Source organism: Streptomyces sp. NPDC021356 (genome assembly GCF_040641015.1).
Taxonomy (GTDB): Bacteria; Actinomycetota; Actinomycetes; order Streptomycetales; family Streptomycetaceae; genus Streptomyces.
Genome location: NZ_JBFACU010000001.1, coordinates 309,188 through 327,858, shown reverse-complemented (window position 1 = coordinate 327,858; position 18,671 = coordinate 309,188). Strand labels below are relative to the sequence as shown.

Annotated in this window: 16 protein-coding genes and 1 pseudogene; 5 read left to right on the top strand and 12 right to left on the bottom strand. The window is 74.4% G+C overall.

The window, feature by feature from the left end:
• Positions 1–98: 98 nt before the first annotated feature.
• The 3 genes from AB0G56_RS01450 to AB0G56_RS01440 all read left to right on the top strand — a co-directional run bounded on the left by AB0G56_RS01450 (position 99) and on the right by AB0G56_RS01440 (position 2,012).
• A complete protein-coding gene (locus AB0G56_RS01450) occupies positions 99–1,232 on the top strand; it encodes a PQQ-binding-like beta-propeller repeat protein (RefSeq protein WP_360961804.1) in 1,134 nt (377 codons plus the stop codon).
• Positions 1,233–1,385: 153 nt separating this feature from the next.
• The gene (locus AB0G56_RS01445) at positions 1,386–1,631 is read left to right on the top strand and encodes a hypothetical protein (protein WP_360961801.1); all 246 of its coding nucleotides are present in this window, start codon (positions 1,386–1,388) and stop codon (positions 1,629–1,631) included.
• A gap of 3 nt (positions 1,632–1,634) precedes the next feature.
• Positions 1,635–2,012 (top strand): toxin Doc, encoded by a 378-nt coding sequence (locus tag AB0G56_RS01440; protein WP_037851140.1) that lies wholly within the window; start codon positions 1,635–1,637, stop codon positions 2,010–2,012.
• 126 nt (positions 2,013–2,138) lie between these two features.
• On the opposite strand, the pseudogene AB0G56_RS01435 reads toward AB0G56_RS01440, so the two are convergent.
• Positions 2,139–2,273: pseudogene (locus tag AB0G56_RS01435) on the bottom strand (alpha-hydroxy-acid oxidizing protein); the annotation flags it as partial.
• Between the two features lie 482 nt (positions 2,274–2,755).
• Between AB0G56_RS01435 and AB0G56_RS01430 the strand changes: the two are divergent.
• On the top strand, positions 2,756–3,193 hold the full coding sequence (locus AB0G56_RS01430) for a protease inhibitor (protein WP_360961798.1): 438 nt from the start codon (positions 2,756–2,758) through the stop codon (positions 3,191–3,193).
• A 141-nt stretch (positions 3,194–3,334) separates the two neighbouring features.
• Here the strand turns inward: AB0G56_RS01430 and AB0G56_RS01425 are convergent, their stop codons facing one another.
• The 11 genes from AB0G56_RS01425 to AB0G56_RS01375 all read right to left on the bottom strand — a co-directional run bounded on the left by AB0G56_RS01425 (position 3,335) and on the right by AB0G56_RS01375 (position 17,584).
• The gene (locus AB0G56_RS01425) at positions 3,335–3,553 is read right to left on the bottom strand and encodes a CDGSH iron-sulfur domain-containing protein (RefSeq protein ID WP_360962231.1); all 219 of its coding nucleotides are present in this window, start codon (positions 3,551–3,553) and stop codon (positions 3,335–3,337) included.
• A 49-nt stretch (positions 3,554–3,602) separates the two neighbouring features.
• Positions 3,603–4,256: a HemK2/MTQ2 family protein methyltransferase gene (locus tag AB0G56_RS01420; RefSeq protein WP_360961795.1), complete on the bottom strand. Its 654-nt coding sequence runs from the start codon at positions 4,254–4,256 to the stop codon at positions 3,603–3,605.
• 49 nt (positions 4,257–4,305) lie between these two features.
• On the bottom strand, positions 4,306–5,331 hold the full coding sequence (locus AB0G56_RS01415) for an iron-containing redox enzyme family protein (RefSeq protein ID WP_360961792.1): 1,026 nt from the start codon (positions 5,329–5,331) through the stop codon (positions 4,306–4,308).
• Positions 5,332–5,359: 28 nt separating this feature from the next.
• Positions 5,360–5,584 (bottom strand): hypothetical protein, encoded by a 225-nt coding sequence (locus tag AB0G56_RS01410; protein WP_360961789.1) that lies wholly within the window; start codon positions 5,582–5,584, stop codon positions 5,360–5,362.
• Between the two features lie 123 nt (positions 5,585–5,707).
• Positions 5,708–6,730: a Ppx/GppA family phosphatase gene (locus AB0G56_RS01405; protein ID WP_360961786.1), complete on the bottom strand. Its 1,023-nt coding sequence runs from the start codon at positions 6,728–6,730 to the stop codon at positions 5,708–5,710.
• Between the two features lie 269 nt (positions 6,731–6,999).
• The gene (locus AB0G56_RS01400; RefSeq protein ID WP_360961783.1) at positions 7,000–8,502 is read right to left on the bottom strand and encodes an MFS transporter; all 1,503 of its coding nucleotides are present in this window, start codon (positions 8,500–8,502) and stop codon (positions 7,000–7,002) included.
• Positions 8,503–8,702: 200 nt separating this feature from the next.
• Entirely contained in the window at positions 8,703–11,519 is a 2,817-nt protein-coding gene (locus AB0G56_RS01395; protein WP_360961780.1) for an NHLP bacteriocin export ABC transporter permease/ATPase subunit, read from the bottom strand.
• Between the two features lie 13 nt (positions 11,520–11,532).
• Positions 11,533–13,755, bottom strand: a complete 2,223-nt coding sequence (locus tag AB0G56_RS01390) for an NHLP family bacteriocin export ABC transporter peptidase/permease/ATPase subunit (protein ID WP_360961777.1) — start codon at positions 13,753–13,755, stop codon at positions 11,533–11,535.
• Positions 13,752–14,558: an HlyD family efflux transporter periplasmic adaptor subunit gene (locus tag AB0G56_RS01385; RefSeq protein WP_360961774.1), complete on the bottom strand. Its 807-nt coding sequence runs from the start codon at positions 14,556–14,558 to the stop codon at positions 13,752–13,754. Before AB0G56_RS01385 ends, AB0G56_RS01390 begins: the two co-directional genes overlap by 4 nt.
• A 160-nt stretch (positions 14,559–14,718) precedes the next feature.
• The gene (locus tag AB0G56_RS01380) at positions 14,719–14,934 is read right to left on the bottom strand and encodes a type A2 lantipeptide (RefSeq protein WP_360961772.1); all 216 of its coding nucleotides are present in this window, start codon (positions 14,932–14,934) and stop codon (positions 14,719–14,721) included.
• 490 nt (positions 14,935–15,424) lie between these two features.
• Positions 15,425–17,584, bottom strand: a complete 2,160-nt coding sequence (locus AB0G56_RS01375) for a SpoIIE family protein phosphatase (protein WP_360962228.1) — start codon at positions 17,582–17,584, stop codon at positions 15,425–15,427.
• Between the two features lie 292 nt (positions 17,585–17,876).
• Between AB0G56_RS01375 and AB0G56_RS01370 the strand changes: the two genes are divergently transcribed.
• Positions 17,877–18,485 (top strand): response regulator transcription factor, encoded by a 609-nt coding sequence (locus AB0G56_RS01370; protein ID WP_360961769.1) that lies wholly within the window; start codon positions 17,877–17,879, stop codon positions 18,483–18,485.
• Positions 18,486–18,671: the final 186 nt, after the last annotated feature.

The following is an 18,671-nucleotide window of genomic DNA, read 5'->3' as shown; positions in this document are numbered from 1 at the left end:
GGTCTGGGGCGGGGGCCCGGGAAGGATCTAGGATCGGCACGCGCGCGTGCGGGGCGACCGGCGTCCCGCTGTTCGGCGGCTGTCGGGGGGGCAGGGGCATGGCATCGTCTGTCGCGAACGAACTGGGCGGGACCGGCCGGGCCGGGGTGTACCCGGCGGGCACGGTCCCGGACGGGTTCCGTCCCTGGCGGTTCCGCGACCGGTGGGGGCTCCTCAAGGACACGCCCGTGGTCAGCGACGGCATCGTGTACTTCAGCGCCCTCCAGGGCGCCTGTTTCGCCGTGGACGCCCTGACGGGCGAGTGCCGTTGGCGCTTCACCGCCCCGTCGGGCATGTGCCACGCCCCCGCGGTCATGGGCGGGCTGGCCTTCGTGACCGACTTCCGGCAGGGCCTGTGGGCGCTGGACGCGCTGAGCGGGCAGGTCCGCTGGCACCACCGGGGCTACAAGCACACCATGTACGCGCTCGCCCACGCGGGCGTGGTGTACACCTCGGACGCCGGCCACCCGTTCAAGTTCATCCGCGGCAAGGGCGTCCTGACCGCGTCGGACGCCGCGACCGGTGAGGTGCTGTGGTCCGTCCCCAAGCACGACTACGGGAACCGTACGATCGCGCTGGCCGGCGGCCGGATCTTCCACAACGGCGGTGAGGGCGAACTCAGCGCCTACGACGCCCGGTCGGGCAAGCTCCTGTGGCGGGACGCCGACGGCGGCAAGCAGGACTTCGGCAGCGCCAACGCGCCCTGCGCCGTGGACGGCGTGGTGTACGCCAGTTCCGGCGGCGGCGTGTACGCGTTCGACACGCAGGGCCGCCAGCTGTGGGGGTGCCGCACGGGCGGCCGGGTCGTGGAGGCGGTGGCCGTGCGGGGCGACTCGGTCTACGTGAGCGTCGAGCGCCAAGGCGTCTACGCACTGGACGCCGCGAACGGCGAGGAGCGCTGGCAACTCGCGGACGCGGACGGCGGCTCGGCCCTCGCGATCAGCGGCTCGAGGGGCTGGCTGGCCGCCGGGCAGAACCGGCGGTACCTCTGCGCGGTGGACCTGGCCACCGGGAGGCGGCTGTGGCAGCGGGACCTCGGCCACGGGGGCCGCGGCAGCACCCCCTTCCTGTGGAACGGCATCGCCTTCCTCGCGGCGGGCGGCAACAGCGTGATCGCCGTGGAGGCCGAGCGGGGTCTGATGCCGTCCCGGCTGCGGCCGGCCAAGCGGTTCCGGCGGCGGCGCGGCGCCTGACCGGTCCTCCTCTCAGTGCTCTTCTCCCTCCTCCTCGCCCGGCCGGGCGCGACCCGGCCGGGCGGGCGCGCGCTCCCGGCGGCGGTACCGCCCGAAACCGCTGTGACCTGCGGCTATTTACGCGCCAGTACCCCGAGCGGTACCGTATGGCCCATGCCAGCGCTCAATGTGGAGTTCAGCGACCGCGAGCTAGAGGACCTGCGGCAGATCGCCAAGGAACGCGGTACGTCGATGAAGGCGCTCGTGCGCGAGGCCGCCGCGGCCGACATAGCCCGGCACCGGGCCCTCCAAGAGGGCGCCGAGGCGTTCCGCCGCTTCTTCTCGGCCCACGCCGACGAGTTCGCCGCCGCGTTCCCCGAGGACGAGCAGCCCAGCAGGGGCGCGGGACGGGCCGCCTGAGCGATGACCCCCGTCCTCCACATCGACGTGCCCTGGCTGCTCCAGCGCCACGAGGAAGTGCTGCCGGACCAGCCCACCGTCAACGACTTCTCCGCCCTCGTGGCGGCCGTCGCCCGGCACCGCGTGGATCCGCCCCGCCTCGGTGTCGACTCCGATCCGGCCTGGCGGGCCGCCGCACTGCTGCACACCCTCGCCGTGCTCAAACCGCTGCCGTCGGCCAACGCCCGGTTCGCCTGCGCGACCGCCGTGGCCTACATGTACGTCAGCGGCGTCGGCATCGACCCGCCCTACGGCGCCCTCGTCGACCTCGCCCGCGACCTGATGTCCGGCAAGACCGACGTCTACGGCGCGGCCGACCGGCTGCGCTCCTGGGAGATCTGACCGCGGCAGCGCCGATGGCCCACCGCGCCGTCGGGCCCCCCGGACACAGGGCTCACCGGACGCACGGCTCGCCGTGCCGTGCGTTCACCGGGCGTCCGTCACCAGGTCGGCCGGGCCGACGCTGCTGCCCACCGGGCCCGGCCCGAGCCGCCGCTCGGTCAGCTCCTCCAGCCGGCCCAGGTCGGTGGGCGGTCGGGGCACCGCGCCCGTCATGGCGTCCAGACAGATCTCGTACTGGAAATCCGCCCAGTGCTTCGCCATCCGTACCTCCCGCCTCTCCCCACCGGCCCCGCGCCGCGTCGCACCCGCCGACCATACTGGCGAGTAAGGGACGGGTCGACCGTGCGGACGTGCCCCGCGCCGGGCCGTGTGCCCCCACCGCCGAGAGATGAGCCGTGGCCTCCGGCGCCGGGCGGGCGGGTACGGCAACCGGCCCAGGGGTGAGCGGAGGGTGAACGGACGTCGTCGCGGGCGCGGTCGGCCGGAGTGTTTCAGGACGATTGCGGAGCGGGGGAGATCAGGCCATCCGGCCCGGTCCCGTGATCGCCGGCCCCATGGATCGGGGGGTCCACCTGTTCGGATTCCGTGACTTCGCGCCACTGATTCAATACGCAAGGTTACCGAAACCGGTGGGTCCGATGTGAGTTTCGGCGGCGGACTCGGCAGACTCCCGCTCGCCGGCCCGGCACCGACCGCGTCGCAGCCGGCATCACCCGTCCGAATCCTGCGGAAGGAAGCACACAATGCGGAACACCGCGCGCTGGGCAGCCACCCTCGGCCTGACGGCCACCGCCGTCTGCGGACCCCTCAGCGGGGCCGCGCTCGCCACCCCGTCCAGCGCTCCCGCCTCCCTGTACGCCCCTTCGGCCCTGGTGCTGACCGTGGGCCACGGAGACAGCGCCGCCACCACCACGCCGGAGCGCGCCGTCACGCTCAGCTGCGCCCCGACGGCCTCCGGCACCCACCCGGCCGCGGCCGAGGCGTGCGCCGCCCTGCGCGAGGCGGACGGCGACTTCGAGGCCCTCACGGCGGGCGGCGACGTGCTGTGCACCCGGGAGTACCACCCCGTCGTGGTCACCGCCGACGGCGTCTGGCAGGGCAGGCGCGTCACCTTGCGGCACACCTTCGCCAACGAGTGCGAGAAGGACGCTTCCCTCGCGAGCGTCGTCTTCTCCTTCTGAGACCGGGATCGCGCGGCCCCCGCGCAGCACCTGGGCCCCGTGACTGGGGAGTGCGGGCCCGGCGCGGGGACCGCGGCGATCCCGCCCCGAGGGCCGGCGGGCGGAGTGGGGCCTCCCGCCGGCCCCCGGTATCGCGGTGGGTCATCCGGGCCCGTCCGGCGCGGCGCGGCCACGGCCTCCGGCCGCACCGCCGGACGGGTCCGGAGCCCGCTTGCGGTGGCTGGTGTCGCACCACGGGTAGCGGCGGCTGCGGCGGCAGGTGCACAAGGCCACCCGGAACCGGTCGGACACGACCGTGGTGCCGTCCTCCAGCTCCACCTCGACCGGCCCGTCCACGAGGATCGGACCCTGCCGCTGCATCGTCACCCGGCGGGGCGCCGCGGTCCGCCGGGCGCCGCCCGGGGAGTCGTCAGACGGGTCGTTCGGCACGGATGACCACCAGCTCTTCCCTCTCGTCGGCCGGGCCCAGCAGCCCGTGCGCGCGCAGCCAGTCCCGCCGCCTGCGCAGGACGGGCCCGAAGCCGATCCAGCGGCGGCGCACCACGGCCGCCTTGAGGCCGGCCGTGCGCAGCAGGTCCAGGGTGCGGCCGGGATCGCTGAGCGCGGAGTGGACCACGAGCAGCACGCCACCGGGCCGCAGCAGTGCGGGCGCCTCCCGGCAGAGCCGGTCCAGTACGAGACGGCCGTCGCGTCCGGCGTCCCAGGCCCGCGACCTGCCCCGCGGCACGCGCCCGGCGTGCGGCGCCGGTACGTAGGGCGGGTTGGCGAGGACGAGGTCGAAGGTCCGGCCGCGCACCGGAGCGAACAGGTTCCCGCGCAGGGCACGGACCGGCAGCCGGTTCAGCCGGGCGTTCAGGCGCGTGGTCCACACCGCCCGCCGGGACACGTCCACCGCGGTCACCCGCGCTCCGCGCCGGGCCGCCGCCAGCGCCAGGGCCCCGCTGCCGGTGCCCACGTCCAGGACCGGGGCGCCCGGGCGCAGCGCCTCGCCCGCCAGGGCCTCGGCGAGCAGCGCGGTGTCCTCCTGAGGGGCGTAGACGCCCGGAAGCACTAGTCGACTCACGTCACGCGAGTACCCCGGCCCGCGGTGTTCACTGCGGTTCGACCGGTGATCAGTGCTGTTGGCCGACGAGGCGGCCCGTCTCCGCGTCGAGCGGGACCCGCAGCGAGGAGCGGCCCGCGCGCCAGTCGGTGAGCAGCCGCTCACCGAGCCGGTCCTCCAGGTGGCCGGTGGCGTCGATGCCGAAGGCGACGTCGGCCGCCAGCTGCGGCTCCTCCTCCAGCAGCCCGGCGATGACCTCGTGGCGTACGACCTGCTCGTGCACCGCGTCCGCCTCGACGTGCTCGTCGTAGAAGAACTCGGCGGCGGGCCCGGCGCCGGTGCGGCGCATCGCCTCGGCCAGCCGCCGCGAGCCGGGCGAGGAGGTGATCTCCACGGCGGCGAAGTGGCCCACCAGCGCGCCGCGCAGTTCGCGGTGGAGCCCGAGCAGGGACATCAGGTTCACGGTGGCCAGCGCCTCGGCGGTGGCCGCGTCCAGGTAGCGGCCGTACGTCGTGTCCAGCCCCAGGTCCCTCATCAGGTCCGCGAACAGCCGGGCGTGCACGCGCTCGGTGCGCCCGCCGCCGAACTCGTCGAACTCCACCGCCGCCATCGCCGCCTTGGCCCGGCCCCACAGGCGCGGCAGCACCCAGGCGTGCGGGTCCGCTTCCTTGAGGTGGTAGAGGGAGCGCTGAGCGGCGTACTCGCGCACCTGCCACAACTCGCCCTCGTCCCGCAGGTGGTGGGAGACCCCGGTGCCGTCCACCGGCTCGACCAGCAGGTCGCCGAGCGCGTCGTCCAGGCTGCCGTGGACCGTGGCGTCGGCGCGCAGCGCGGTCAGGAAGCGGTGCTCCAGCGCGGCCCGGACGCCGAGGAGAGGGGGGTCCCACTCGCGCTCGGCGGCGACGCCCGCGAAGCCGCGGTAGTGCAACTCGTAGCAGAGGTACAGCGCGAGCTGGAGGTCGTCGCCGTAGGGCGCCGCGCCGTCCGCCTCCTCGGGCCCGGGGAGCGGGCCGGTGCCGCGCAGGTAGGCGAGGACGGCCGCGCTGAGCGGGCCGCGGGCGCAGGGCATCTCGGGTCCTCGGCGAAGGTGGTCCATGGGCGGCGGGTACCCGGCGGGCCCCCGGTCATCCCCGGTCCGGCCCGGCCCCTCCCGCAGTGTCCTCCCCGGCCTCCCGTTCGGCCTCCTCCTGGGCCCGGGTGTTCGGGGTGATCGCCTCCCCGGCCTCGCCCCGGTGCCGGCGCTCGCGGCTGCCGTCGACGTCCGTCTCGGCGTTCTCGAACTCGCGCAGGACCTCGCCGAGCGCGGTGTCCGGCTTCTCCTGCGGCCGCTTCCCGTTCTTGTCCGGCATGGCCGGTTCCTCCTTCACTTCGTCTTCCGCCTCTTCTCGTGCTTCTCGTGCTGCTGCGCCGGGTGGTTCTCGCGTGGTGCGTGTTCCCCGCTTTCCGTCCCGGCTTCCCCGCTTTCTGACGTCTCAGCCTCTCGCCGTCGCCGCCGCGAGGCGCAGCGGTACGGGCTCCGGGGGCGCGGGGTCCTCGCCGAGCCGGGAGACCCGCTCCCACCAGGAGGCTCCCGCTTCCCCCTCCTCGATCTGCCGGAGCAGCACGCCCTCGCGGATGGCCCACGGGCAGACGGTGACCGCCTTCAGGCCCATCAGCTTCATCGCCGTGTGCCCGACCAGCGCGCCGGCCAGGCTCTGCGCGGCGCGCGGTGCGGAGATGCCGGGCAGGGCGGCGCGCTCGGCGGCGGGCAGGGCGGCCAGTTCGCCGACCGCACGGCGCAGTGCCGCCCGCTGCAGCTCGCGTTCCACGAACGGGCCGTGCCGGCCGGGCGCGGCCCCGCACAACCGGGCCAGTTGCTGGAAGGTGCGCGAAGTGGCCACGGCGGTGCGCGGGCCCTCCCAGCGGACCCGGGCGGCCACGTCCCGCAACTGGTGCCGGACGTGGCGCCGCAGCGCCTTGAGCCGCTCCGGGGACGGCGGGTCCTCCTGCGCGAGGAACTCGTGGGTCAGCCGGCCCGCGCCGAGCGGCAGCGACGCCGCGAAGTCGGGGAGCCGGCCGCGGCCGAAGGCCACTTCGAAGGAGCCGCCGCCGATGTCGAGCAGGGCCAGCGGCCCCGACCGCCAGCCCATCCAGCGCCGGGCGCCCAGGAAGGTCAGCTCGGCCTCGACCTCGCCGGGCAGCGTGCACAGCGCGACGCCGGTGCGGGCGCGGACGGCGCGCAGCACGTGGAGCCGGTTCGGGGCCCCGCGCACCACGGCGGTCGCGAAGGCGGGCGGGCCCGGCGCACCCCACCGGGCAGCCGTCCGGCCGGCCTCCGAGACCGCCTCGACGAGCTGCTCCACGGCCTCCTCGGGGATGTCCTTCCCGGGCGTGACCTGCTCCGAGAGCCGCAGCCGCCACTTGGCGGTGTGCACCGGCAGCGGCGCCCCGCCCACCGCGTCGGCCACCACCAGCCGGACCGTCTTCGACCCCACGTCCATCACGCTGATTCGCATGGGCCGGTGGGTACCCAACCAGGTGATCTCCTACGCCTGAGCGCGGTGCCAGCGGCGGATGAACACCGGGGGAACGGCCGGTTTCGCCCGGTTCGCGGCCCGGTGGAGCGCAAGGGCCGCCGTCCTGTGACGAGCGGGGGCCGCCGTCCTCACGGACGACGGCCCCCGCCGCTCGGCCGACCGTCGGCGGCCGGGTGAGCAACTCGGTCGACGACCGCGTGCGCCGGTCCGTCGACAGCCCCGTGCGCCGGTCACATGTGGACGACCGGTCACATGTGGACGACCGGACCCGCGTCCGCGTCGGCCCGCGGCACGCCCGGGCGGAAGAGCAGGAAGGCGATGACCGCGCCGGCGGCGAAGAAGCCGGCCGACCACCAGAAGGCGGTGGTGTAGCTCTCGATCGTCGCCTGGGCCCGGACCAGCTTGCTGGACGCGTCGCGGCCGGACAGGTAGTCCGTGGCGGCGCTCGCGGCCAGCGTGTTCAGCAGTGCCGTGCCGATCGAACCGCCCACCTGCTGCATGGCGTTGACCGTCGCCGAGGCGACGCCCGCGTCCTCGGCGGCCACTCCGCCGGTGGCGAGCTGCATGGCGGGCGGCATGACCAGACCGAGGCCGATGCCGGTCACCACGAGCTGCGGCAGCACCGCGCTCACGTAGTGCGAGCCGGTGCCTATGCCGGTCAGCCAGGCCATACCGACGGTGGCGACGGCGAAGCCCAGCGGCAGCACGGCCTTCGGGCCGAGCCGGGGCACCAGGACGGTGGTGCCGAGCTGCGCGGTCACCATGAGGGCGCCGACCATCGGGAGGAACGCCACACCGGTCTTGGTGGGGCTGAAACCGAGGTTCAGCTGGAGGTAGTAGGTGAGGAAGAGGAACACGCCGAACATGCCGGCGCCGGTGATCAGCACGGTGAGGAACGAGGCCCCGCGGTCGCGGTCGAGCAGGATGCGCAGCGGCATCAGCGGGTGCGCGGCCCTGGTCTGCCACCAGGCGAAGGCCGTCAGCAGCAGGCCGCCCGCGAGGAGGAAGCCCCAGGTCAGGGGCGAGCCCCAGTGGTGCGTCTCGGCGTTGGAGAAACCGTAGACCAGGGTGAACAGACCGCCGGCGACCAGGATGGTGCCCGGCACGTCCAGCTTGGAGCCGGCGGCGTCGCGGTGGTTGCCGAGCAGGACCCAGCCGCCCGCGAAGGCGACGACGGCGATGACCACGTTGACGTACAGCGTCCAGCGCCAGTCGAGGGCGTCGGTCAGCAGGCCGCCGAGGAGCAGGCCGACTGCGCCGCCGGCTCCGGCGATGGCGCCGTACACGCTGAATGCCCGGGCCCGTTCGCGCGCGTCGGTGAACGTGGTGTTGAGCAGCGACAGCGCGGCCGGGGCGAGGAGCGCGCCGAAGACGCCCTGGAGGGCGCGCGCGGTGACCAGCATGCCGAAGCCGCCGGCGGCACCGCCGAGGGCGGAGGCGGCGGCGAAGCCGACGACGCCCACGAGGAAGGCGGTCTTGCGGCCGAACAGGTCGGCGATGCGGCCGCCGAGCAGCAGCAGGGAGGCGAAGGCGAGCGCGTACGCCGTCACGATCCACTGGCGGTTGCCGTCGGAGAAGCCGAGGTCCTGCTGGGCGGAGGGCAGGGCGATGTTCACGATGGTGGCGTCCAGGACCACCATCAGCTGGGCGACGGCGACGACCGCGAGGATCCACCACCGCCTGGGCGAGGCGGCGGGCGCCGCTTCGACGGCATCCGTCCGGATGCCGTCGGTCAGGGTCTTGTCAGACATGTCGGAACCATTCCGGTGAAGTCATGGGACGTCGAGGTGTCGACCGGATAAAGAGCACGTAAACGAAACTGTTTCGTACACATCGAGCCTAGACGACGACGAACGAAACGGCAACGTTTCGCAGAAACGCTGCCGTGTCAGGGGGAGGTGCGGGGTGTGGAGGTGCGGGACGGAGATGCGGGACGTGATGCGGAGCGGTGTCAGGTCAGCTGCCGCCGCACCAGCTCGTGCAGCCGGCCGCCGGTGTCCGCGAGCAGTTCGGCCGGCGCCCCCTGCTGGACGACCCTGCCGTCCTCCATGACGATCACCCGGTCGGCGTCCAGCACCGTCGACAGCCGGTGGGCGATGACGACGCGCGTCGCGTCCAGCTTGCGGGTGCTCTCGATCACCGTGCGCTGCGTGTCGTTGTCCAGGGCGCTGGTCGCCTCGTCGAAGAAGAGGATCCGCGGCCGCCGCACCAGGGCCTGGGCGATCATCAGCCGCTGCCGCTGGCCGCCCGAGACGGCCCCGCCGCCGGAGACGAGGGTGTGCAGCCCCATCGGCATCCGCCGGATGTCCTCGGCCAGACCCGCCAGCTCCGCCGCCGCCATCGCCTCCTCCGGGGTGCACGGCTCGGTGCCCCGGATGATGTCGAGGAGGGACCCGGTCAGCGGCTGCGCGTGCTGCAGCACGACCCCGCACTGCCGCCGCACCGCCGACCGGTCGAGCGCCGCCAGGTCCTGGCCGTCGTAGAGCACGCTGCCCGACAGCGGCCGGTCGAAGCCGATCAGCAGCCGCAGCAGCGTCGACTTGCCGCAGCCGCTCGGCCCGACGATCGCCACGAACTCGCCCGGCCGCACCTGGAACGACACGTCGTCCAGGACCAGCGGCCCGTCGTCGGCGTAGCGGAACGACAGCCGCCGTGCCTCGACCGCGCCCGACAGCGGCCCCGGCCGGGTGCTTCCCGCCCGCACCTCCGGCACGGCGTCCAGCACCGGCCTGATCTCCTCGAACAGCGGCAACGCGGCCACCGACGACACGAACGCCCCGGTCAGCTGGGTCACCGACGTCAGCAGCATCGTCACCGACGTGCTGAACGTCAGGAACGCCGCCGCCGACATCGAGCCGCGCGCCGGACCGGCCAGCAGCATGAACATCACGAGCGTGCACACGGGCAGGTACACCGCGCCCAGGACGGTGGTGAGGTTCTTGATCCGGCCCACCTTCTGCTGGAGTTCGCGGCTGTGCGCGAACTGCTCGGCCCACGCCGCGTACGCGTAGTTCTCCGCCGCCGCCACCCGCAGCTTCGGCAGTCCGCGCAGCGTCTGGAAGGCCTGGTTGTTCAGCTTGTTGCCCAGCACCACCAGGCGCCGCTGCCACCGCACCTGCCACAGTCCGAGACCCAGGAACACGGCGGCGATCACCACCAGCATGCCGATAGCCACCCCCGCCATCGACGGGCTGTACCAGAACAGCAGCGCCAGGTTCATCGCCCCCACCGTCACCGACTGGGCGACCACCGGGCCGACCCCCGCCAGCAGCCGGCGGATCGCGCTGACGCCCATGGCGGCGCTCGCCAGTTCGCCGGTGGAACGCCCGGCGAAGAACCCGGTGGGCAGTCTGAGCAGCCGGTCCCAGACGGCCGGCTGGAGCGTCGCCTCGATCCGCCCTTCCAGCCGCAGCACCGTGAGGTTCTCCAGGAGGGTGAAGGCGGCGGCCACCACGCTGCTCACCATCACCGCCAGACACACCTGCGTGATCAGCCCCTGCTGGGCCCTGGGCACGTAACTCCCGAGCACCTTGCCCGTGGCGATCGGCACCAGTGCCCCGACGGCGACCGTCACGAGCCCGCTGACCAGCAGGTTCACCAGGTCCCGCGCGGTGCCGCGCAGGCTGAAGCGAAGCAGGGCGAGCGGCGAGAGGCGGCGGTCGGGCAGCGGACGGTAGAACATCACCCCACGCGGTTCGAACTCCTGCGCGTTGGCCTTCTCGACCGGGGTCTCCCGGCCGGTCCCCGGGTGCACGGCGACGTACCCGCCGCGCCGCCACAGCAGCGCGACCGGCGCCCCCGACAGCGCCCGGTGACCCACCAGCGGTCCCACGTCCTCCCGCCACCAGCGGCCGTCCAGCCGTACGGCCCGGGTCCGCACCCGGGAGGCCTGGGCGACCCGCTCCACCGGATCGAGCCGGTCGTCGCCGGTACCGGGCCGCGGGGCCGCGGCGAGCGTGATCCCGGCGGCCCCCGCGACCAGCCGGCAGGCCGCGTAGGTGGCGTCCGCGTCGGCGGCCGTGGCCCGCCGCGCCGAGGACCGGCCCAGGGACGCGATCAGCGTCCGGTCGGCCTCGGCACGGACCGCCTCACCGGCCTCGATGCCGGCCGCGGCGCGCAGTTCGTGGCCGCGTTCCAGCTCCTCGATCCAGCGGTCCAGCGCCGTCAGCAGCCGGTACTGCTGGTCCACGACGCTCTGCCACAGGGCGGGGTCCATCAGCAGGTCGGCCGCGGCCTCGGCGCCGTGGAGCGCTCCGTACTGCACGCTGCCCGGCGGCACCTGCATCCAGAAGACGTCGTCGTCGCCGGGCGCCCCGGCCCGCTCCCCGGCCGTCGGAGCCTGGAAGAGGACCGCCAGGCTCCGGCCGACACCGAGTGCCAGCGCGTACTCCAGGGGGCTGGAGGCAGGCGGTACGTACTGGGGGTTGCCGTACTCGTCGTACGACCACGACTGGGTGCCCGCCTGCTGGTACAGCTCACGCAGCCCGATGCGGCGTACGACGCAGTCGCGCAGCGGGCGCGCGACCAGCGTGTGCCTGGGGCCCGCGACCGGCCCGAGCAGCAGCGAGCCGGCCTCCAGCCGGCCCAGGTGGTGCCAGTGGCCCTGCTGCGCCGCGTCGACCGCGAACAGGTCCACCGCACCGGCCGCCACCAGCCACAGCACCTGCGGACCCTCCAGGTCCAGACGCGCCAGGCCCGCGCAGTCGAGGGGCGTCCCCAGGGACGCGAGCGCCCCGAGGACCAGGTCGCCTTCGCCGACGGCCGTCATCCCACCGCTCCCCTCACCGCTCCCTGACCAGCGCCGCGTAGGCGCCGCCGCGCGCCACCAGTTCCTCGTGCCGCCCGCGTTCGACGACCGTGCCGCGCTCCAGTACGACGATCTCGTCGCTGTCCCGCACGGTGGACAGCCGGTGCGCGATCACCACGCAGGCGCAGCCGCGGCGCCGCAGGTTGTCCATGACGACCTGCTCGGTCTCCGCGTCCAGCGCGCTCGTCACCTCGTCGAGCACGAGGATGCTGGGCCGGCGCACCAGCGCCCGCGCGATCTCCAGGCGCTGGCGCTGCCCGCCGGAGAAGTTCCGCCCGTCCTGCTCCACGCGGCTGTGAATGCCGCCGGGCCTGCGCATCACCGTGTCGTGCAGCGCGGCGTCGCGCAGCGCCTCCAGCACGGCGTCGTCCGGGATCGACGGGTCCCACAGGGCCACGTTGTCGCGGACCGTGCCCTCGAAGAGGAAGACGTCCTGGTCGACGAAGGACACCGAGGCCGCCAGCGCCCCGCGCGGGATGTCCGCGAGGTGGCGGCCGTCGAGGCGGATCACGCCCTCCCACGGCGTGTAGAGCCCGGAGATCAGCCGGGAGACCGTCGACTTCCCGCTGCCCGAGCCGCCCACCAGCGCGACCTGCTGCCCCGGGCCCACGCTCAGGTCGAACCCCCGCAGCAGCGGCTCGTCCAGCGGGCTGTAGCCGAAGGAGACGTTGCGCAGCTCCACCTGGCCGCGCAGCCGGCGCGTGGAACCACCGGTGCCGGGGCGGGCGTGCAGCGGGTCGGCGCGGAAGCTCTCCACGTCCTTGAGCCGGGCCACGTCGGCCGCGAAGTCCTGGATCCGGCCCGCGACGCCGTTGAGGCGGGTCAGCGGCGCCGTGAAGCGGGTCACCAGCGCCTGGAAGGCGACCAGCAGACCCACCGAGATGTGCCCCTCCACCGCCCGCAGACCGCCGATCCACAGGATCAGCGCGCTGTTCAGCGTGGCCAGCGTCGGCGCCACCACGCCCAGCCAGGCGCTCGGCACCCCGAGCCGCTGCTGCTCCTCCAGCGTCGTGGCGTGCTGCCCGGCCCAGGTGCGGAAGTAGCCGTCCTCACCGCCGGTCGCCTTCATCGTCTCGATCGACTGGAGCCCGGTGTAGGCGGTGTTGGTCAGCCGCGCGGTGTCCGCGCGCAGCTTCGCCGTCCGGGTCGCGCGCAGCCGCACCACCACCCGCATCGCCACCACGTTCAGCAGGGCCACACCGATGCCGACGAAGGTCAGCTGCGGGTCGTAGGTGTACAGCAGCACGGCGTAGAGCACGACGACGATCGCGTCGACGCCCGCCGCGGACAGGTCGCGGGCCAGTGTCTCCGCCACCGCGTCGTTGGACTGCAGCCGCTGCACCAGGTCGGCCGGGCTGCGCTGGGCGAAGAAGGTCACCGGCAGCCGCAGCAGGTGGCGCAGGAAACGGGCGCTCGACAGCGTGGAGGAGACGATGCGGCCGTGCAGCAGGTTGGTCTGCTGCAACCAGGTGAGGACGACCGTGAGCGCGACGCACGCGCCCATCGACGCGAACAGCACGCCCAGCAGCGCGCTCTGACCGCCGATCAGGTACGTGTCGATGTAGGTGCGGCTGAGCGCGGGCACCGCCGCGCCGACCAGCACCAGGAGCAGGCTCGCCAGCACGGCCGCGGGCAGCGTGCCCGCGGTGCCGCGCAGCCGGGCGGGCAGTGCGCCCAGCACACCCGGCCTGCGCCCGCCGCGGGTGAAGCCCTCGCCCGGCTCCAGGACCAGCACCACACCGGTGAAGCTGCTGTCGAAGTCCTCCATGGGCACGAAGCGGCGGCCCTTGCCGGGGTCGTTGACGTACACCCCGCGGCGGCCGAGGCGGCGGCCCATGCCGTCGTAGACGACGTAGTGGTTGAACTCCCAGAACAGGACGGCCGGTGCCGCCACTTCGGCGAGGGCGGCGGTGTCCATCTGCATGCCCTTGGCCGTCAGGCCGTAACCGCGCGCCGCCTTCAGGAGGTTGCTCGCCCGCGAGCCGTCGCGGGAGACCCCGCAGGCGATGCGCAGTTCCTCCAGCGGGACGTGGCGGCCGTGGTGGCCGAGGACCATGGCGAGCGCGGCGGCGCCGCACTCCACGGCCTCCATCTGGAGCACGGTGGGCGTACGGACCGTGCGGGTCCGCCCCCGGGGGACCGGACGCCGCGGCGGGGCGGCGCGCCGTCGGCCGCGGGCCTGGCCGGCGCCGGTCACGGCAGCAGCCAGTCGACGGGACGCTGGTCGGCCAGCCGGATCGAGGCCGTGGCCGAGGTCATGGAGTCGAGCCGGAACGGCGGCCCGCCGGCGGACGACCACCGGTAACCGCTCTTCGTGGCGGGCGAGTCGAGGAGGCGCACGAGGACGGCGACCGGACGTCCCTGGCGGGTGAACTCCTCGCCCAGCCTGCTGTCCCCGAGGTAGGCGGCGATCTGCTGCGCGGACTGGGCCGAGCGGTCCACCGAGGCCACCCGGCCGCGCAGCACGCCGTACCGCTCGGCGGGCACGGTGGAGACGGTCAGGTCGACGGCGGCGCCGGCGGGGACGGCCGCGGCGTTCTGCGCGGGCACGTACACCGTCGCGACCAGCGGGTCGGTGGTGCGGGCCACCTGCTCGACGACGGCGACGTCCGCGCCGGTGCGGACGATCTGGCCGATCGTCGCGGCCAGCGCGGTGATCCGGCCGGCGGCGACCGTGCGGACGGCCGACTCGCCCCGGTCGGTGCGTACCTTCAGCACGGGCGAGTTCGCCGGGACGCGTTCGCCCTCCTTGACGAGGACTCCGGTGACCTGGCCCGCGACCGGGCTCTGCAGGACGTAGCTGCCCTGCCCGTGGGTCAGGACGGCGGGCGCGGAGACGGTGGAGGCCACGGAGCCGGTGACCGCCCACGCGCAGGCGGCGGCCATGACGACGAGCACGACGCCCAGCACGAGCCGGCCCCGGGGGCGGGCGAGCCGGACCGGGAGGTCGAGCTCCTCCGGCGACCGGAGCTTGGCGAGGGCCTGTTGGCGGAACTGCACGGAACTTCCCTCACCTGTGGCAGAGGCCTGTGCGGGGCGGTCTTTCGGTACGGCTGGTCCAAGGCGCCCGGACGCCCTGGCGTGCGGGCACCCGCGCATCCGGGCACCCGGGAGTCCCGGAACCGCGGACGGTTCCGGGACCCGGCACGGCGCGGAGCGCTCAGAGACCGGCGACCAGGTTGGTGACCGGGGCGGTGTTCAGGCCGGTCACACCCTCGACGGTGCCGACGGCCGTGTCGACCAGGCCGGACACCGGGGCGACGCCGTCCACCAGGCCGGTGACGGTGCCGACGGCGTTCAGGGACAGACCGCCCGAGACGTTGTCGAGGTCGGCGTCCGAGATCTCGACGGTCTCGACCTGGGGGGTGGAGTTCATGCTGGAACTTCCCTTCGTATGGCTTCTCACTGGAGGAGCGGCTTCCGCTGCGGACAGACGGAAGGCCGCGAGCGGGGGCAGCCGGCCGTCGCTGTGGCAAGCGTCCGGCGGGCCCCGCGGTGCGATGGATCAAAGCACGGCGGGAACCGGCGCATCCACTCGACCAGGCCTCTCACCAGGGAACTTTCCGCGCCGACGCCCTCATCCGTGCATGTCCGGGCACGACTTGCCGGTCACTTCTTCACAAGCCGCACGGCATCGGCTCACCCCTGCTCTTGCCGAGCCGGCGCGGAATCCGGCACTCCGCGCCAAACGCGCCACCGGGGGCGCGCGGTTGTGCAGATCCGCGCCGCCCGGTGACCTCACTGGGCACGCACTGTGCAGATTCGCTGAAGCACGCGTTCCGCTTCCTGCGCGGGTGGGTTCACCTACCCACCGTCATCGCCCCGTCGCCGAATGTGAGCGCCTTCCCGGTGCCGCACGCCGCACCTCAGTCGTCCCCGCGGGCGCGCAGCAGCAGCACCGCCACGTCGTCGATCCGCTCCCGCGCCGCCGAGCTGTGCTCCACGAGGAGGTCGGCCAGCCGGCCCAGCGGGAGGTCCCCGGCCTCGCCGAGCCGCTGCCCCAGCTCGGCGAGCGCGTCCTCGATGTCCGTACCGGGCGACTCGACGAGCCCGTCCGTGTAGAGGACGAGGACCGAACCGGGGGAGAGGCCGACCCGCGTCGTGGGGTACGTCGCCGCCGCGTCGATGCCCAGCAGCGGCCCCCCGGCGAGGTCGAGCACGCGCACCCGCCCGTCCGGCCGGCGCAGCAACGGCGGCGGGTGCCCGGCCCGGGACATCACGGCGCAGCCGTCGGCCGGGTCCAGCCGCAGGTACAGGCAGCTGGCGAACAGTTCGACGCCCAGCTCCATCAGCAGCCGGTTCGTGCTCGCCATGACCTCCTGCGGCTCCTGGCCGACCGTGGTGTACGCGCGGACCGCCGTGCGCAGCTGCCCCATCAGCCCGGCGGCGGTCACGTTGTGCCCCTGCACGTCCCCGATCACGGCCGCGGCCAGCGGCCGGGTGGGCACCAGGTCGTAGAAGTCGCCGCCGATCTCCATCCCCTGCGTGGCCGGCAGATAGCGTGCGGCCGCCTCGAAGCCCGGCAGCCGGGGCAGCGAGCGGGGCAGCAGCGCCTGCTGCAGACCGTGGGCGAGCCGGTGCTTGGCGTCGTAGAGCCGGGCCCGTTCCAGTGCCTGGGCGATCAGGCCGCCCAGGCTCGTCAGGACGGCCCGCTCGTCCGCGGGGAAGGGGTGCGGGTGGGCGTAGGAGAGCACGCACGTGCCCACCGGGCGGCCGGACGCGATGAGCGGCAGGTACGCCCAGGCCGCGAAGCCGTCGCGCACCGGCTGCCGCACCGGGTAGAGCCGTTCCAGCTGCCGACGCGACTCGAAGAAGGCGGGCACCCCGGTCGACAGCACCCGGGTGCTCGGGGTCGGCGCCGTGAGCGGTGTGCCGTGGAACTGCTCGACGGCCCGCAGGTTCGGATAACCGCGGTGACCGAGCACGTGCAGCCGCCCCGACTGGGAACCGAGGATCATCAGGGCCCGGCTGCCGACGGCCGGCACGATCTCGTCCGCGACCAGCCGCACCACGTCCTGCACGCCCACCGCCTCGGTCAGCGCCCCGGCCAGCCCCAGCACCCGCGAGATCGTCACCAGGCCGGCCGGCGACGGACTCTCCCCGGGCCGGGGCGCAGGCCGGTCCAGCTCGGCGACCGCGCGGGCCCGGCTGATCCGCACGCTCAGCCCGGTGGTGCTCGGATACATCCGGAACGACAGCCACTCACCGGGCGGGCGCAGCGCCACGAAGGAGGTGACGTGCTGGCTGAGCAGCGCGGCGCGGTAGCGGTCCTCGTACATCGGGTCGTTCAGCCACGGCACCGACGCCCACAGCCGGGTGCCCAGCAGCTCGGCGACGGGCAGCCCGAGCAGCTCGGCCGCGGCCGGGTTGGCGAAGGAGACCCGGCCGTGCAGGTCGAGCGAGGCGAGCCCGTACGGCAGCCGGGCCGTCATGCGGGCCGCCTCCACCGAACCGAGCGCGCCGGCCACGCCACCGGCGGGCGGTGCGGCCAGCAGGTCGGGCTCCGGGAGTACGGGGCGCTGTTCCGCCGCCGCCCGCTCCAGCCGCAGCGCGAGCCGGTCGCAGGCCGCGCTCAGGTGCTCGCGCTCCCAGTCGGACAGCACCGGCGGATGGGCGTCCGGCCAGGTCACGAAGACCGCCCCGTACGCGTTCGCACCGGTGGCCAGCGGCAGCGCGGCCAGGGCGAAGGGGTACGGCAGCACCACGGCGATCCGCGGATAGCGGCGGGCCATCTCCTCCTCGCCGCCGACCCAGATCAGCCGCCGCTCGCGCACGGCCTGGGCGACCGGGATGGGCGCGCTCAGCCCGACCCGCTCCCAGGGCGCCGCGAACGCCCGCGGCATGCCCGCCATCACGGCCATCTCCAGCACCGGCTGGTCCGGTGCCAGCAGGTACACCGCGCCCGAGTGCGCGTGGACCTCGTCCAGCATGGCGGCGAGCGCCAGGGACAGCAGGGGGCGGCCGACGGGCCCGGTGGCGGCCATCGGGGGCTGTCCGGACGTCCGCCCGTCGGACACGCCGACCACCTCCTCGCGGGGCCGCGCCACGGTTTCCGGGAACCCAGGCTCTCCCCTGGCGGTCCGCCCCGCACGGCGAGCGGGGCGGAAGGGACTCGGTCGGGCGCCCCGTGTACCCCGCGCGGCGCGGCTCATGCCCACTGACTTGGGGCGCGTAGCGGCGGACGGCCGCCGCGAGTGCGCCCCCGCGCCCCGCGTTGGCCAATTCTCCGCGCCCCGGGGGCGTCCGCGCCCCCAACAATTGGGCACGCGCACACCATCATCACGAGAAGCGGCGCAGGGGCGAACCGAAGGGGTGGCAGTGATCCGGATACTTCTGGTGCACGACGCGTGTCTGGTGAGATCGGTCATGGCGGAGTGGCTGCGCCGGGAGCCCGACCTGGGGGTCTACGAGACGCCGTGGCGCGGCGCGCCGGCGCAGGCGAGGACGGTGCGGCCGGACGTGTGCGCCGCCGACCTCGACCACACGCGGGCGCGCGGGCCCGTGCCACTGGCCGAGCTGTGTCCGCGCGAGGCGGGCCGCAGGCCGCCGCGTCTGCTGGTGCTCACCACGGCGGACCGGCCCGGGCTGTTACGGCAGGCCATCGAGGCCGGGGCGCTCGGATACGTCGACAAGAAGGGGTCACCGGACCGCCTGGTGCGGGGCATCCGGCGCGTCGCCGCGGGGGAACGTTTCGTCGACGAGTCGCTGGGCCTCGGCTTCCTCAAGGCCGCCGAGATGCCGCTGACCCGGCGCGAGCTGAGTGTGCTCTCACTGGCCGCCCAGGGGGCCTCCGTCGCCGAGATCGCCGGGAGCCTGCACCTGTCCCACGGGACCGTGCGCAACTACATGGCGGCCATCACCCGCAAGACCGGCGCCCGCAACCGCATCGACGCCATCCGCATCTCGCAGGGGGAGGGCTGGCTGTGAACCGGGGGGCGCCCAGCCGCCGACCAGCTCCCGGTAGAGCCCGCAGCCCCGCAGCAGCTCCTCGTGGGTCCCGTACGAGGTGTCCCGGCCGTCCATGACCAGCACGCGGTCCGCGCGGCGCGCCGAACTCACCCGGTGGGCCACCACCACCAGAGTGCTCCCCGGCCGGGCGGCGAAGGCGCGCTC